13 protein-coding genes are annotated in these 14,026 nt (G+C 65.7%); 3 read left to right on the top strand and 10 right to left on the bottom strand.

What is annotated here, in order from left to right:
- From CH273_RS09470 to CH273_RS09440, 7 genes are all read right to left on the bottom strand, one after another.
- Nucleotides 1–132, bottom strand: a 132-nt coding sequence (locus tag CH273_RS09470; RefSeq protein ID WP_143546194.1) for a biotin carboxylase N-terminal domain-containing protein, incomplete at its 3' end; no start/stop codon positions are given.
- 128 nt (nt 133–260) lie between these two features.
- Complete coding sequence (locus CH273_RS09465; RefSeq protein WP_032397639.1) at nt 261–1,730, bottom strand: condensation domain-containing protein; 1,470 nt, start codon at nt 1,728–1,730, stop codon at nt 261–263.
- A gap of 129 nt (nt 1,731–1,859) precedes the next feature.
- On the bottom strand, nt 1,860–2,273 hold the full coding sequence (locus tag CH273_RS09460) for a SufE family protein (RefSeq protein WP_032397640.1): 414 nt from the start codon (nt 2,271–2,273) through the stop codon (nt 1,860–1,862).
- On the bottom strand, nt 2,270–3,166 hold the full coding sequence (locus CH273_RS09455; RefSeq protein WP_032397641.1) for a sulfurtransferase: 897 nt from the start codon (nt 3,164–3,166) through the stop codon (nt 2,270–2,272). Before CH273_RS09455 ends, CH273_RS09460 begins: the two co-directional genes overlap by 4 nt.
- Before the next feature lie 187 nt (nt 3,167–3,353).
- On the bottom strand, nt 3,354–4,727 hold the full coding sequence (locus CH273_RS09450) for a condensation domain-containing protein (protein ID WP_032397642.1): 1,374 nt from the start codon (nt 4,725–4,727) through the stop codon (nt 3,354–3,356).
- Nucleotides 4,705–6,162 carry a condensation domain-containing protein gene (locus tag CH273_RS09445; protein ID WP_052050235.1) on the bottom strand — a complete coding sequence of 486 codons (1,458 nt, stop codon included), beginning with the start codon at nt 6,160–6,162 and terminating at the stop codon, nt 4,705–4,707. The genes CH273_RS09450 and CH273_RS09445 overlap by 23 nt, the downstream gene beginning before the upstream one ends.
- A 46-nt stretch (nt 6,163–6,208) precedes the next feature.
- Complete coding sequence (locus tag CH273_RS09440; protein ID WP_032397643.1) at nt 6,209–7,657, bottom strand: condensation domain-containing protein; 1,449 nt, start codon at nt 7,655–7,657, stop codon at nt 6,209–6,211.
- Between the two features lie 592 nt (nt 7,658–8,249).
- Here CH273_RS09440 and CH273_RS09435 point away from each other — a divergent pair.
- Entirely contained in the window at nt 8,250–9,569 is a 1,320-nt protein-coding gene (locus CH273_RS09435; protein ID WP_032397644.1) for a hypothetical protein, read from the top strand.
- Between the two features lie 5 nt (nt 9,570–9,574).
- Here CH273_RS09435 and CH273_RS09430 read toward each other — a convergent pair whose 3' ends face one another.
- On the bottom strand, nt 9,575–10,840 hold the full coding sequence (locus CH273_RS09430; RefSeq protein ID WP_230596995.1) for a glycosyltransferase: 1,266 nt from the start codon (nt 10,838–10,840) through the stop codon (nt 9,575–9,577).
- 155 nt (nt 10,841–10,995) lie between these two features.
- Between CH273_RS09430 and CH273_RS09425 the strand changes: the two genes are divergently transcribed.
- Both CH273_RS09425 and CH273_RS09420 read left to right on the top strand, forming a co-directional pair.
- The gene (locus CH273_RS09425) at nt 10,996–12,375 is read left to right on the top strand and encodes a hypothetical protein (RefSeq protein ID WP_032397646.1); all 1,380 of its coding nucleotides are present in this window, start codon (nt 10,996–10,998) and stop codon (nt 12,373–12,375) included.
- A gap of 114 nt (nt 12,376–12,489) precedes the next feature.
- Nucleotides 12,490–12,933, top strand: coding sequence for a flavodoxin domain-containing protein (locus CH273_RS09420; protein ID WP_032397647.1), 444 nt, complete (start codon nt 12,490–12,492; stop codon nt 12,931–12,933).
- A gap of 48 nt (nt 12,934–12,981) precedes the next feature.
- Here the strand turns inward: CH273_RS09420 and CH273_RS09415 are convergent, their stop codons facing one another.
- Entirely contained in the window at nt 12,982–13,650 is a 669-nt protein-coding gene (locus tag CH273_RS09415; protein ID WP_230596996.1) for a Maf family protein, read from the bottom strand.
- Entirely contained in the window at nt 13,647–13,931 is a 285-nt protein-coding gene (locus CH273_RS09410; RefSeq protein ID WP_052050239.1) for an acyl-CoA carboxylase subunit epsilon, read from the bottom strand. The genes CH273_RS09415 and CH273_RS09410 overlap by 4 nt, the downstream gene beginning before the upstream one ends.
- Nucleotides 13,932–14,026: the final 95 nt, after the last annotated feature.

Genomic DNA, 14,026 nt, shown 5'->3' with positions numbered 1-14,026 from the left:
GGCATCGGGCTCGGCGTACACAGCGACACTGGCCAACCCGGCATCGGCGGCCGCCCGGATCACCCGCACCGCGATCTCGCCACGATTGGCGACAAGAACCTTGGTGATCTGAGCACTGGCATGGCTGGGCACTGAGCCTCCTACAGATGTGTTTCTCGCATGCTTCGTTACGAACGTCACGTCGGAGTCTAAGCATCGGCACTGTCATCGCTGCAATCGGTCCGTACAGCTGCAGCGGATCGAGGACGCGTCGCAGCGAGCTACTGATTGGTAGCGATCTGACCGGTGTCGGTATGTCCGATATCGGACCGGTGGTGGTCCGGAAGAGGGAATCGCGCGGTCCCGGTGTCCGCCACATCGGTCAACAGCTTCCGGAAGGCACCGACGTACTCGTGCACCCGAGCGGTCGCCTGCTCGGTGTTGGGGTAGCGAGCCGCGATGTTGATTCCTTGCGGCGTGCGGTTGATCCAGATGTACACGTCGTGCTGGTATTGCTTGCTGCGCAGTGCTCTGGCGTTCCAGTCCGGCCAGTGCTCGGCAGCAGGCGCGAACCGTACGTCCATGAAGGAGACGACGAAGCGCGGGCGGGCGGAGTAGCCCAGAGTGGTGAACACCCGATCGAGAGGAACGCGGGCGATCGGTTTGGTCTTCTTCACCTCGGCCGAGGCCGCCGCGACCACCGAACCGAACGAGTCGGCACCGGCGATGTCGAACGAGATGGGGCACAGTCCGACGAACCAGCCGAGTGCGGAGGCCCACTGGGGCTCGTCTCGGGTGTGCACCGGCGTTACCGTGCGGAAACGACTACCCCCGCCCAGTTCCGAGCCGGTGATGGCGAGTACCGCGAGCAATCCCGCGAACAGGCTGTGTCCTGTCTTGCGACACGCGACCGAGAACGAGTCGGCCTGCTCGGGGTCGAGCACCCACGCGGACAAACCGCCTTGCGGCAGATCGTCCGGACTCGGATCGCCGATGTCGAGGGGGAACGCCGGTAGTTCGCCGTCGCCGTCGACCAGGAAGTCTCGCCAGATCCTCACGGCGTCGTGCGAATGTTCGAGCTCAGCATTCCTTTCGCGTTCGGAGGAACCGAAGTCCAGGTAGCTGCCGGCCTCGAACAGGGCAGCAGGCGCACCGCCGAGTTCCTCTCCGTACAGAGCAGCGATCTCGTGCGCGACCAACACCGTGGACAGACCGTCGATGATGGAGTGATCCGCTGCGAAGAAGACGGTGATCGGACGCGTCTCGTCCACCGGTTCGAGAGTCACGAAGGCGTAGGCGGGCCAGATCAACGGTGAGGTGAACTCGTCGAACAGATACTGCAGGTGCTCGAACACCTCGCTCGATTGCGCGCACCGTTCCTGCTCGACCTGCCAGATGTCGATGGCACCCTGCGCCGCGGTCACCCGCGTCATCTCGCCCGTCACCTCGTCGATCGACGCGCTCGACCGCATCGCCTCGTGCCGGTCGATCCAGTTCAGAACTGCCCGGCGGAACGCGGGTTTGTCCAGGGGGCCTGCGATCTCGAAGGCCGCGCCGAGCCATGATTCACGGCCGCGACGAGGACTGCTCAGGCTCGTACGAAGGTGCGCCTCGTGGACGTAGGACGTCGGCCTGGCGTCGGGGTGCCACCCTGCGGCCTCAGGAGTGCGGGCCTGCGGACCGACGCTGGGTATCCACTCGGTGAGCGTGCCCGCGGGAACCGCGTAGTCCGCCAACTCCGTGAACTCCATATCGGCAGCAACCAACCTTCGTCGTCAGCGTCGGGGGACCGGGCATCGATGCCCTGCCGCGGAGTCTAACGACGACCCGTTGTATCGATCAAGACGACGGCGCGCCACCGCGCCGTCGCCGGTCGACCGTCAGCGAAGGTGACGCTTGATCCGCGCCAGCATCGCCGACATGCCGCGCAGTCGGAGCGGGCTGACCGCGTCGCTCAGCCCGAGCGCCGAGTAGAAATCGTCGGGTACGTCGAGGATCTCCTGCGAGCCGAGGCCGTCGAGTCCCTGCGCGAGGATCGAGGCGAACCCTCGCGTGGTCGGCGCTTCCGGCGGGGCGCTGAAGTACAGCCGGACTCGCTCGGGATCGGCGGCGTCCACCGACAGGAACAGCGGAGACTGGCATTCCGGCACCGGTTCCATCGCATCTTGAGCAAGGTGCTCCGGCAGCGGAGGAAGTTCACGACTGAACTCGAGCAGAAGCTGCAGCTTGTCCTGTCCCTCCACCGCGGCGAAGTCCTCGACGATCTCGGCCAGCGACTCCGGCAGGGCACTCATCGAGTGGCCGGAGCCGATCCGGGCTCCTCGCCCTTGGCGATCGGAACGCGGACGGCGTTGCCCCATTCGGTCCACGAGCCGTCGTAGTTGCGAACCGACTGGTATCCGAGCAGATGGGTCAACACGAACCACGTGTGGCTCGAACGCTCACCGATACGGCAGTACGCGATCACGTCGTCGGTCGCAGACGTGCCGGAGTAGATCTCGTCCAGTTCCGAACGAGAACGGAAGCGTCCGTCCGGTGCGGCTGCCTTGGCCCAGGGGATGCTCACGGCGGTGGGGATGTGACCTCCGCGCAATGCGCCTTCCTCGGGGTAGTCGGGCATGTGGGTGCGCTCGCCCGTGTACTCGGCGGGGGAGCGCACGTCGATCAACGGCACCGTTCCGAGCGAGCCGAGGACGTCGGAGGCGAACGCGCGGATGGGCGCGTCGTCGCGTTCGATCACCGGATACTCGGTTGCGGGGAACTCGGGCACATCGAGGGTGGTGTCGCGGTTCTCCGACAACCAGGCGTCGCGGCCGCCGTCGAGCAGACGCACGTCCTGATGTCCGAACAGCGTGAAGACCCACAGTGCGTACGCGGCCCACCAGTTGCTCTTGTCGCCGTACACGACGATGGTGTCGTCCCGGGAAATACCCTTGCGGCTCATCAGCTTCGAGAACTGCTCGCCGTCGATGTAGTCGCGGGTGACCGGATCGTTGAGGTCGAGATGCCAATCGATCTTGACTGCGCCGGGAATGTGGCCGACGTCGTAGAGCAACACGTCCTCGTCGGATTCGACGACGCGAAGGCCGGGGGTGCCGAGATGAGCGGACAGCCATTCGGTCGATACGAGACGATCCGGATGCGCATAGTCGGCGAACGTTGCGGTGGAATCGGTTGGTACAGGCACGTATCGGCTCCTACGGAAGATATTCGGCTGGCGGCCCGCCCGGGGGTGAACGGTCTGCACTCTCGATCCTATGCGGAACATCTGTCGAGGGGCGGGAGTGGAGCCTGCGGAATGACCTCAGGGGGCGGGAGTGGAGCCTGCGGAATGACCTCAGGGGGCGGGAGTGGAGCCTGCGGAATGCAGTTTGTCAGGGCGTGAGGGCTGCGCTCTCGGGTTTCGCTGCGGAGGCCCGCATGAGTGCGATCAGTTCCGCGGTGAACGCAGTCATCACCGAGTGTGCCGTTGCCGTGTCGGGGAATCGTGATCGCAGTGCCAGGCCCGATGCGGTGCGGGAGACCCAGAACTGTGCGTCGTCGGAGACCGTGGCATTGCTGATGTGGTGTGCGTCGGTTCGGTCGAAGCGCTCGTGTCCACCGATTCTGGTGTAGTCGATGTAGGACACCATGAACACGTCTCGACGCGACAGGGTGAAGGCGTCACCGAGGTTGTTCAGTACCTGGGGGATCGGAACTGTGCTCAGAGGTAGTGCCGCGCGAAACGCTGTGTGGGCCGCGGTGATCGTGTCGGTGAGATCTCGTTCGACCTCCACGGTCATGGGAGCGTTGGTGGTGAACCAGCCCAGTGCTCGCGAGAAGTGCTGCTGATGGCGGGTGTGCAACGGGAACAGGAACGGCACACGGTTCGGTCCGCCCGTGCCGGCGCAGGCCTGTGCGATCGCTGCGACGACCCCGGCGAACATTCCGGCTCCGGAACGGGCGCAGAGCTGCTCGAAGTCGGCGGTGTGCTGCGCGTCGAGCAAGGGGGTGACAGTCGTTGCCTGAGGCGCTGTTTCACCCTCGGCGACGCCGAGGTCCAACGGGAAACGCGGCGTGGTGCCCCCGCACTCGGTGAGGAAGGTCGACCACTGCACCATGCGCTCGTCCGTTGGATCGACGAGTGGCTGGGTTGCTTCGATGCGGCAGTATTCGACGAACCCACCGACGGGGGGCAGGTCTGTCTCCGGGTTCGACGGGCAGCGGCGGTAGGCCTCGTACAGGGTGTGGATCTCGTCGACGACGACGGCGATCGACATGGCGTCGACGTTGGAGTGGTCGAAAGCGCACAGGATCGTCGAGGTGTCCGGTCGGTCGATTCCGACGCAGGTGTACGACGGGAATCGTCGTGCATCGCAGTGCAGTTCGAGCGTGTTTCGGAGGTGATTCCGGAGCGTCGACGCCGAGGAGAAGGTGGTTCGAGTGGATTGCCTCATCTCCACCGAACCCGGTTCGTGGAGCGTCCGCTCGATTCCGTCCACCACGCGAACGAACGAACTGCGCAGGGTGTCGTGGCGGTCGATCAGGCGCTCGAAGGCCCACTCGAGCGCTCGGATGTCGAGGTTGCCTTGCACTTCGAAGGCTCCGGCTATCCAGACGCGCTCGGCCTGCTCGAGATCACCGAGGTGAAACCGCTGGTTGAACGACGGTGGGACCGGTGAGGGTTGCGGATTCCCGGTGACGACGGCGGTGAACTCGACGACCGTGCCCGCGCGTGGGGTGTACTCAGTGATCGAGGTGACCCGCACCGGCCGGCTCCTGAACGAGATCGTCGTGCGTGAGGCGGTAATCACCGTCGCGTGCAATGGCTTCGAGCACGTGCGCCAGATGATCGTGGTAGCGCTTCACCGCTGCCGCCGCAACGTCGGTATCAGGGGTCTGGGCCACCAGATACAAGTGCTCACCGTCTCGGTTGATCCACATCGATGCGTTCGACGTCGAACCCTCGCCGGTGAAGTGCTCGGCGCGGGTGTCCGCGTCTCGTCCGACGCCGGGGAACCAGCGAAAGTCGATGTACGAGAGCATGTTCGGGCTCACGGCCAACTCGCTACCCAGAGTGCCGTCGGCGGCGAGAGCACCCAGTACGGCGTGCACCGGGGCCTCCGCGATCCGTTTGGCCTGCTCGAAGCCTCGGTGGGCCAGAACGGCGACGTCGGAGAACCTGTCGTTTCCTGCCACCTCGAACGCGACCGGAGCGAAATTGACGAACCACCCCTGGGATTGCCCGTAGTCACCGTGGTGCCGGGTACTGAGCACGGTGATCCCGAAGTAGTCGGTGGTTCCGGCCAATTCGAAGTCGGTGATCCCGACCGCAGCGAATATCCCGCTGCTCATGCGGGCTCCGGCGGCTTTGCATGCGGCGTCGAATGCAGCGGTCAGTTCTTTGTTCAACAGGTCGCGTTCGACGATGCGAACGGGAGCTTTCTCGCCGGGCGCGAGTCCGAGGTCGAGTGGGAAGCGAGGCATGCGGCCGTCGTGCCGGGTGAAAATGTCTCGCCAAGCGGCGATTTCGGGAGAATCGGCCCCGAACGTCGCGGCCCGCGCCCGCTCGTCGGCGGCGTAGACCAGATGGCTACCTGCCTGCGCAGGGATCGGTGCGTCCGCACCGGTCTCGAGCGCGTACAGGTCCGCCAACTCGCTGATGACCAGGGCCTGCGAGCCACCGTCGGTGAACGCGTGGTCTGCGCCGTAGTACAGGGTGAAGCTGCCGGGCCTGGCCACCACGCCGACGACGAATCCCGGCCAGGAGTCCGCGGTCGCCTCGGACGAGAAGCGCCCCCGTACGTAGCGTTGGAATTCGTCGTCGTCCGTCGCTTCTCCGGCGTCGGTCGCTTCGAACGCCGCGACCTCGGGTGGAGCGAGATGCCGAACGACGTCGTTTCCCTCGACCTCGAACCAGCATCGAAGACCCTCGTGCCGCAGCACGTAGGCGGCCAGTGCGCGGCTCATCGCGTCCGTGTCCACGTCACCGTCGATCTCGGTTGCCACCCCGGTGTACGCGGTGTGAACGTCGCCGCGTTCGCGGGCCGCCCACGCGGCCTTGAGATGGTCCTCCTGGAGAAACGAGGCCGGAGCCGAATCGACAGGTGCCGCTTCGGCACTCGCCCGGGCAGCCGACGTGGGGTGCCATTCGAGCAGCCGACCGGGAGCGGGATTCCACCTGCCCATAGCGGTGATGATCATCGTCGCTTCGTCCTCCTCGATACGGGCCGCGGGTTGATTCGATGGCTCACTCTGCGGCGACGGTCACCGACCGAGAGGCCGACGTGAGCACCGTATCGGTACCGCAGTCGGAGTCGATCACTGCCGTCAGCACTGCGACGAACTCGGTGATGAAGCGGTGGACGTTGGTGGACGCGACGTCCGAGCTGGGGAATCGTGCGGAGATGTTGAGCCCTTGAAGCGTCCGGTTGACCCAGAAGTAGACCTCGTCGTCGGCGTGGCAGTTGCTTCGCAGAGCCCGACCCTTGCGGCCCTGCCACTGGTCGGCATCCGGAAGGAACCGAAGGTCGATGTAGGACACCACGAATCGCGGAATTTCCGTCGACTCGAGGATCTGGGCGATCTTCGAGTACGGCATCCGTGCCAACCCCTTGTTGGCCGCGCCTGCAGTCGCCGCGGCCTCGATCGCCTCCCCGAACGTGCGAGCGTTGTCGAGCTCGATCTCCATGGGCAGGATTCCGACGTACCAGCCGACCGCTGCGGCCCACTTCTGTTCGTCTCTGGTGTGCATCGGCATCACGGTGCGCAACGTCGTGCGGCCGGACAGGCGAACGTTCGTCAGCGCCAGGGCGGCGAGGATCCCGGCCTGCATGTTGTACCCGGCGGCACGGCATGCGGCGTTGAAGGCATCGGATTTGTCGGCGGTCAGCAGCCAGGACGAGATACTGCTCTGCGCGGCCGGGCCGCTGCCGGTCGGCGACCGGTCGACCGACACCGGAAGGGGAAACGCAGGAAAGCGTCCGTCCTCTACGGCCAGGAAGTCCTGCCAGGTGCGTACGGCGCTGTGGTCACCGGTCAGCGTCTCGCCGAGAGTCCGCTCGGCCTGGCTGAAGTCGACATAGCTGCCGACTTCGGGCAATTCCGGGTCGACGCCCTCGAGAGCATGAGCGTAGAGCCGGTCGATCTCGTTGATGGCGTAGATCTGGCTGTAGGCGTCCATCACCGAGTGGTCGGCGGCGAACGCGAGCAGGAACGACTCTCCGGGCCCGTCCGAGAGAGCGCGGGAGGCGTCGTCCGGTTCGATGGTGGCGAGGACGAAGTGCGGCCACGCCGTCGGAGACACAGTTTCGCCGAACCAGGAGTGCAGATGGCCGAAGACCTGAGTTTCGGTACGTGGTTCGGTGTGCGCCCGATCGGTCACCTGCACTGCATCCGTCGGTGCGGTGTAGCGCAGCCAGGAACCGGATTCCTCGTCGCGTCGAACCTTGGTGCGGAACGCCTCGTGACGACCCATGTACGCGGCGATGGTTGCCCGCACTGCCTCGACGTCGTAGCGGCGGTGGATCTCGAACACCGTGCCGATCCACGAGCCCGGCGCGCTGCGCTCGCAATGGTCCTGGTGCGTGAACGACAGCCCACGGGGGTCCGGTACCCAACGGTCGTCGTCGACGCGGGGGACCCACTCGGTCAGACGACCGGCGGGGAGGGGGTAGTCGGCGAGTTCGGTGTATTCCATGGGAGTCCTCTTCCGTTCCGGGCTCGGTCGGCGGTGTGCGGCGTTGGTTCGGTATTGCACGTTGGATTACGGTCGAGTCGATCGTGTAAACCTGTCAGCGGTGTTCGTGCAGCCGACCGGTCGTTTATTCGATTGCTGTTCGATTGCTGCTTTCCGCGTTGAAAGAACAACTTCATTGCCGTCGACCCGAAGTGAGTTCAGAACACACGATAGGGCGAAAGCGAATTTATTTCGCGACGCGTAAAAGTAATACTTCTCACTGTCGGACGTCTTGACCCGCAGGTCTCCGATCGGCAGTCGGCGGGGTGTCCGATTGTCCTATCTTACGATCGAGTCACTGATTTTGCTGGTCAAGATGATGACAGTTCACAATCGCAGTGTGGCGCAGATTGTCCACCGGGTCGGAGAACGACCTGGGCCACTGAATGGCCCGAACATGGTGTGGAACACAATCGACCCCCCTTTTCCGTGCATATATTGCCGAATGTGAATGCATTGGTGATGGAAAATCGACACCACTGCCCCTGTTTCTCGGATGTAGTAGGTTCGGCGCGTGACTCGAATTGGATTTGCCGATCACCTATTCTTGCGAATGCATCACGGCATCGGATATCCCGTCTACAACCAGTTCTTGTGGTGGTTCGACGAATCCGTTCAGCGGGCAGATCTGGAAAAACTACGGGGCAACCTGTCCGACGGTCTGCTCGCGCGCCGGGTGGTCGCGTCGACGGTGCCGACGGCACGCGATCGATGGGTGCCCTCGACCGTCTCCCATTCACTGGATTTTCACCCACACGTCATCGAACCGACAGACGTTCTGGCGTGGGCCGACGACCGCCTGGACCGCGACATCGATCCCGAGACCGGTCTCGGGTGGCGACTGGCAGCGGCACCCTTGGCGAACGGAGGGACGGTGCTGTCGTTGGTCGCTTCGCACATGGTCGCCGATGGCGGTGCTCTGATCGCCGCGTTCGTTGCCGCCAACTCCGCGTCCGAGCAGCCTCGGTCGATAGCGGGCGCGGACGGCATCGCGGCGCTCGGCTCGGACCTACGAGATGCCGTGGAGCAGGTGCGGTCCGTCGCCGGCTGGTTGGTGAACACCGCTGCGTCAGCACTTCCGAGCTCCGCCCGATCCGGTGAGGACGCTGCTGTCCCACCCTCGCAGCTACCCCGCTCGCAGCCGACTCGCTCGCAGCCGACCGCCGGAGTGGTGGACGAAGACTGGGTATCGCCTCACGCGGTTGCGGAGGTGGACGCGACGGCCTGGAGAGCAACCGCCGAGCGATGGGGTGGCACGTCGAATTCCCTGTTCATCGCGGTCCTCACGGCAGCCTCCGGGCGGGCCGGGCGAGCCTCGATCGGAGACTCGCTGCAGTGGTCCCTGCCGGTCAGCGATCGCACCGCCGACGACACCCGGTCCAACGCCACCAAGATCGTCAAGATCGAGGTGCCCGTCACCGATGCGGGCGACCGGGATCTGTCGACGATTCGGAAGACCAGCAAGGCGGCGTTCACCGCCTTCGCGGCCAGGCAGGCTGCAGGCCTGCCACCCGCGGGCATCTCGCAGGCCCTCGTGCAGATGCTGCCCGACGCGGTGGTCGCGCGTGTTCCGCAACCACGTGACGGTGCCGAAGGTCTGGCTTCGAACCTGGGCGTTCTGCCCGAGGTCTTCACCACGGTGGCCGGTGTTCGAGCTCGCGCCGTATCGGGCAGAGCGACCTTTGCAGGTGCCGACGCCGCGTTCGCGCGATCGCTGGACGGTGGCCTGACGGCGTGGTTGTGCGAGACGGACGAGAGCATCACCCTGACCGTCCACGCCATGGATCCGGATCGATTCGTCGACGACCGGGCACTGCGTGACCACGTGGCGGATGCGTTGGGTCGCTGGGAACTGACCGCGCGTTTCTGGTGACTGCGTCAGCGGCTCTGCGCTGCTGCCTCGGTGATGTCGGCAGCTGCGCTCACTGCGGTTGCGGTCGGAGCGACGGTGGCGGCGAGTCGGCTCGCCGCCTGCCTGGCTCGGTCGGTGGTGATGTCGATGATTCCCTGCTGCAGAACGGATTCGGTCAATGCCGAGAATTTCGTGCTGGTCCCGGCGCCGATCCGGCGCAGCGCGGCTCCCCAGAACGGCTGATCGGCGCTGAACCAGCAGACGAGCGTCGGAAGACCGGCCCGTGCCGTCGCAGCCGTCGTACCCGCGCCGCCGTGGTGGACCGCAGCCAGGCATCGCGGGAGAATGCTCGCATGATCGACCGACTCGACGATCATGATGTTCGAGTTCGACTGGGCCGCAGCAAGATCGGCACCGGTGAGATCGCTCCAGCCGGCACAGACGAGAGCGCGAACGCCCAGCCGTCCGGTCACGTTCTCGATCATGCGCACCAGTGCGGTGGGATCGGGCACGGGCATGCTGCCGAATCCGAAGTACACCGGCGCGGAACCTGCCTTCAGCCATTCCTCGAGCGCAGGATCGACGTCCGCGCGACCGCTGCTCAGCCCCAGGAATCCGACGAACGGCCGTTGCGGGCCCCACTGTTCGGCGAGTCCGGGAAACAGCGCCGACTCGTAGGCCTGAATCTCCACTCCGCCGTAGCGTTCGGATCGAACCGGCAACGAATGCCGCGTCGGGGCCAGGCCAAGGGAGACTCTCTGCGCGTTCTCGCGAGCCTTCATGGACTTCCAGCGCATCGACTCCGCCAGCACCCACATCGATCGGTTGACGTAGCCGGGCAACGCGGCTCCCGGGGTCACGGGCACGACGTCGTTGCGCCGAAGCGGGCAATAGTGCAGTGCCACAAAGGCATTACCCGCAGACTCCGCCACGTTGAACGCCATCTCCTGCCCCAGCGAACCGGTGACGATCGCGTGGCAACCCTGGGCCATCGACTCGAGTTCGGCTGTCATCCGGTCCCAGCCGTGATTGGCCAGTTCCGCGAGTGCCGCAATCTTGGTCCGCGGGTTGCGCGACTTGATGCGCACCCTGATCAACTCCGACTCCAACAGTTGCTGGGTGTCCGGCCCGAACGAGACCACGCTGACTCGTTCGGACTCAGCCGTTTTCGCCTGCGCGAAGTCCATCAGGTTCGGTGGTGCGCCGAACACCACGTCGTGTCCGCGATCGGCGAGTTCGACGCCGAGGGCAAGACCGGGCGTCACGTCACCGCGACTGCCGTTGAATGGCATCACGAACTTCATAGGGTCACTCGCAGTCGCGTCGGCGTGGAAAACGCCCTCAACCTACCAGTCCTGCCCGGCGCAGTCGGGTTCGGAAAACATATGGCGGGAAACACATTTGCGGCCCACCTGCGTCCGCACTCGCGCAGCGATAGTCTCGCGTAGTGGAAAGACTGACGTACGACGACGACCTGTTCCTCCGCATGGAATGTGTTCTCGGGGTACCCGTGGTGAACCAGATCGTCTGGCGGTTCGACCGCGCCGTCGCACCGGACGCACTCCGATCGATGTGGCGAATGCTCGCCGCAGGCCCCATCGATCGATCCGTTCGGCGGGCCCGGGTGCCCGGAGCCCGGGACAGTTGGACCGCAGCTCGTCGAGCCGCCGATCCGGTGGTCATCGGATCACCGATCGCTCGCGGGGCGGTCGACAGGTGGATCGAGGACGAGGCCGCCGTGACATTGGACCCGATCGGGGGACCGGCGTGGCGTCTGTCGGCCACCTCGGTGGACGACGGCGGCACGGTCGTGTCGTTGGTCGGCTCGCACGTCGTCGGCGACGGCGGCGCCCTCACCTCGGCGGCAGCGGCCGCGCTGGCCGGACACGCTGTGCCCGACGATTTCGCGCGCGTCGGTCTCGATGACGGTTCCGCGTCCGCGACGGCGACCTCGCGAGCCGATCTGTCCGATGGTCTCGGCCGTTTCGGTGCGGCGCTCTCGGGTGCGGCCCGAGCGCTCGGCCGCACCGCGGCGGAGGCGGTGCGGGCGCGGACCACGGCGTCCGCCGCCCCGAGCACGGTCGTGCCGCACGGCTCCGGTGCGGATCGTCCGCGGGTGATCGTCGCACCTGCGGAGGGTGCGTGGACGCCGAGCACCGTCGTCGTCGATTGCCTGTCCTCCGAGTGGTCCGCTGCCGCGGCGAGCAAAGGCGGCAGTTCCAACAGTCTGCTGGTGGCGGTGGTGCTCGGCATCCTGACCGGGAGCGGCCGAGTCTCCACGCAGGACCGGGTGCGCGTCGCCCTCCCGGTCAGTACCAGGACTGCAGGAGATCGACGTGCCAACGCGACGTCCGGTGTCTCGATCCACGTCGACCCAGGAGCGGGGTACCTCGACGATCTCGGAGCGATTCGAGCAGCGAGCAAGCAGGCATTCAGAACCCAGGCCGATCACTCGGTCACGACGACATTCGAGCTCCTCAAGCCGCTGATGCAGTTGCTGCCCGACGCGATCGTGGCCAAACTCGCCGCGTCGGGCTCGGCACCGCTGTGCCTGTGCTCGAATCTCAGTGCCAGAGGTGTCGCACTGCGCGCCATCGGTGGTGTCGACGCCACCGCGGTGGCGATGAGGTCGATCACGCAGAACACCGACGTGGCCTTGCTGCGCCGCACCGGCGGTGGCGTCAGTGCCTGGTGGAACGAATCGGGAGAACGGGCGACCCTGTGCGTCACCGGGCTCGATCCGGACAGCTTTCCCAGCAAGGAACACCTGCGAGGGCTGGTGGAGGCGGAGTTCGACCGATGGGGTCTGACGCCCGAATTCTGGTGATCTCGAGACAAGTCACAACTGCGGGCGAGGACGGATTTTCGGCCGGATCGCCGGTGAGGCTATGCTTTCCGACTGTTCGAGTGTTCGGGCAGGTGTGAGAAAGGGGAGCGATCCATGGCAGTGGTCGTGTTGTTCGGGTCCGAGACCGGTACGGCCGAGGAGGTCGCCGACAAGATTGCGGACGTGCTCAGCGATCATGACGCCGAGGTGCGCGACATGCTCGAGTACGAGGTGTCCGATATCGATACCGACGACTTCCACGTGGTCATCTGCTCCACCTACGGAGACGGAGAGCTCCCCACCGGTGCAGAACCCTTCTTCGAAGCACTCGTCGAGGATGCTCCCGACCTCGCGGGACTGCAGTTCGCGGTGTTCGGTCTCGGCGACCGGGTCTACGAGGACACCTTCAACCGTGGCGGCGAGATCATCGCAGAGAAGCTCACCGAGCTCGGCGGCAAGCAGGTCGGCACTCATGCTCGCCACGACAGCTCGTCGAACATCAGGCCGAAGACCATGGCCGAGGAGTGGGCTCGCGAACTGATCGACCTGCTGCCCTGACGGTGGCATTCGGCTTCGGCACCCCACCGGCAGGCGGGGCCGAAACGGTCAGGACGGGGTGCTGTCCCACAGGGCGGCCAGGGACGTACCCACCCGAGTGAGCAGGGTACGCACCAGCGGTAGGCCTATGCCGATCACCGACGACGGATCGCCCTCGATGCGGTCGACGAACCAGCCGCCGAGACCGTCCAGCGTGAACGCCCCCGCCACCGACAACGGTTCACCGGAGTCGAGGTAGGCCTCGAGATCCACCGAGGACGGCGTCGCGAAATGCACGACGGTTCTGCTGTGCGCTGCGGCCTGCGCCACCACCACGCCGTCGGTCACCCGGAGCACAGCGTGGCCGGTCAGCAATTCGCCGCTGTTGCCCGCCATGGACTGCCATCTGGCGCGCGCAACGTCGACCGAATGTGGCTTTCCGTGCAGTTCGCCGCCGATAGCCAACATCGAATCGCAACCGACGATCACCAGATCGTCGGTCGAATCCGCGAACGTCTCGGCCACCGCCGCAGCCTTGGCTCGGGCCAATTCCGTGACCACGGTTTCCGAAGACACCGACGGCCCGAGCGCGTCGGTCAGCGCATCCTCGTCGACTCCCGACACCCGAACGATCGGCTCCACCCCGGCGGCGCGCAGCACCGACAGGCGCGCCGGCGACGCCGACGCCAGGACCAGACGAACAGGGCCCGGCGCAGCGTCGGAGGACCGGACCGTCACCGCGTGTGGCGTCCCGACGCGGCGTACGAGTACGCCGACTGAGCCGCGAACCGGCGGTGCAGCAACACCGGCGATCCCCACAGCTCACGGGGACGAGAATCGCCCGTGGACTCCGATCCGCCTTGCGCAGCCGTCAGAACCGTCACCAGCGCGGCGAGTTCCTCGTCGCTCGGATTGCCCTTCACCACTCGAACGGCAGCAGGACTCGCAGAGACCACCTCGTCGGAATGAGCTGCGTCGAGGTTCGCGTCGTTCGCTGCGTCGTCGTTCGTTTCGGTCATAGTGGGATGTTTCCGTGTTTCTTGGGTGGGAGGGTGACTTGTTTGCGTTCGAGTAGTCGTAGTGCGGTGACGATCTGGCCGCGGGTGTGGCTCGG

Source organism: Rhodococcus sp. 05-339-2 (assembly GCF_002258965.1).
In the GTDB taxonomy this organism is placed as follows: Bacteria; Actinomycetota; Actinomycetes; order Mycobacteriales; family Mycobacteriaceae; genus Rhodococcoides.
The sequence above is the reverse complement of the archived record's forward strand: the minus strand, read 5'-3'. Positions and strand labels throughout refer to the sequence as shown.

What these genes read in the sequence shown, in the direction of transcription:
- CH273_RS09465 (WP_032397639.1), bottom strand. Translation starts at nt 1,730, where the DNA reads ATGGAGTTCACGGAGTTGGCGGACTACGCGGTTCCCGCGGGCACGCTC.
- CH273_RS09460 (WP_032397640.1), bottom strand. Translation starts at nt 2,273, where the DNA reads ATGAGTGCCCTGCCGGAGTCGCTGGCCGAGATCGTCGAGGACTTCGCC.
- CH273_RS09445 (WP_052050235.1), bottom strand. Translation starts at nt 6,162, where the DNA reads ATGATCATCACCGCTATGGGCAGGTGGAATCCCGCTCCCGGTCGGCTG.
- CH273_RS09440 (WP_032397643.1), bottom strand. Translation starts at nt 7,657, where the DNA reads ATGGAATACACCGAACTCGCCGACTACCCCCTCCCCGCCGGTCGTCTG.
- CH273_RS09435 (WP_032397644.1), top strand. Translation starts at nt 8,250, where the DNA reads ATGCATCACGGCATCGGATATCCCGTCTACAACCAGTTCTTGTGGTGG.
- CH273_RS09430 (WP_230596995.1), bottom strand. Translation starts at nt 10,840, where the DNA reads ATGCCATTCAACGGCAGTCGCGGTGACGTGACGCCCGGTCTTGCCCTC.
- CH273_RS09420 (WP_032397647.1), top strand. Translation starts at nt 12,490, where the DNA reads ATGGCAGTGGTCGTGTTGTTCGGGTCCGAGACCGGTACGGCCGAGGAG.
- CH273_RS09410 (WP_052050239.1), bottom strand. Translation starts at nt 13,931, where the DNA reads ATGACCGAAACGAACGACGACGCAGCGAACGACGCGAACCTCGACGCA.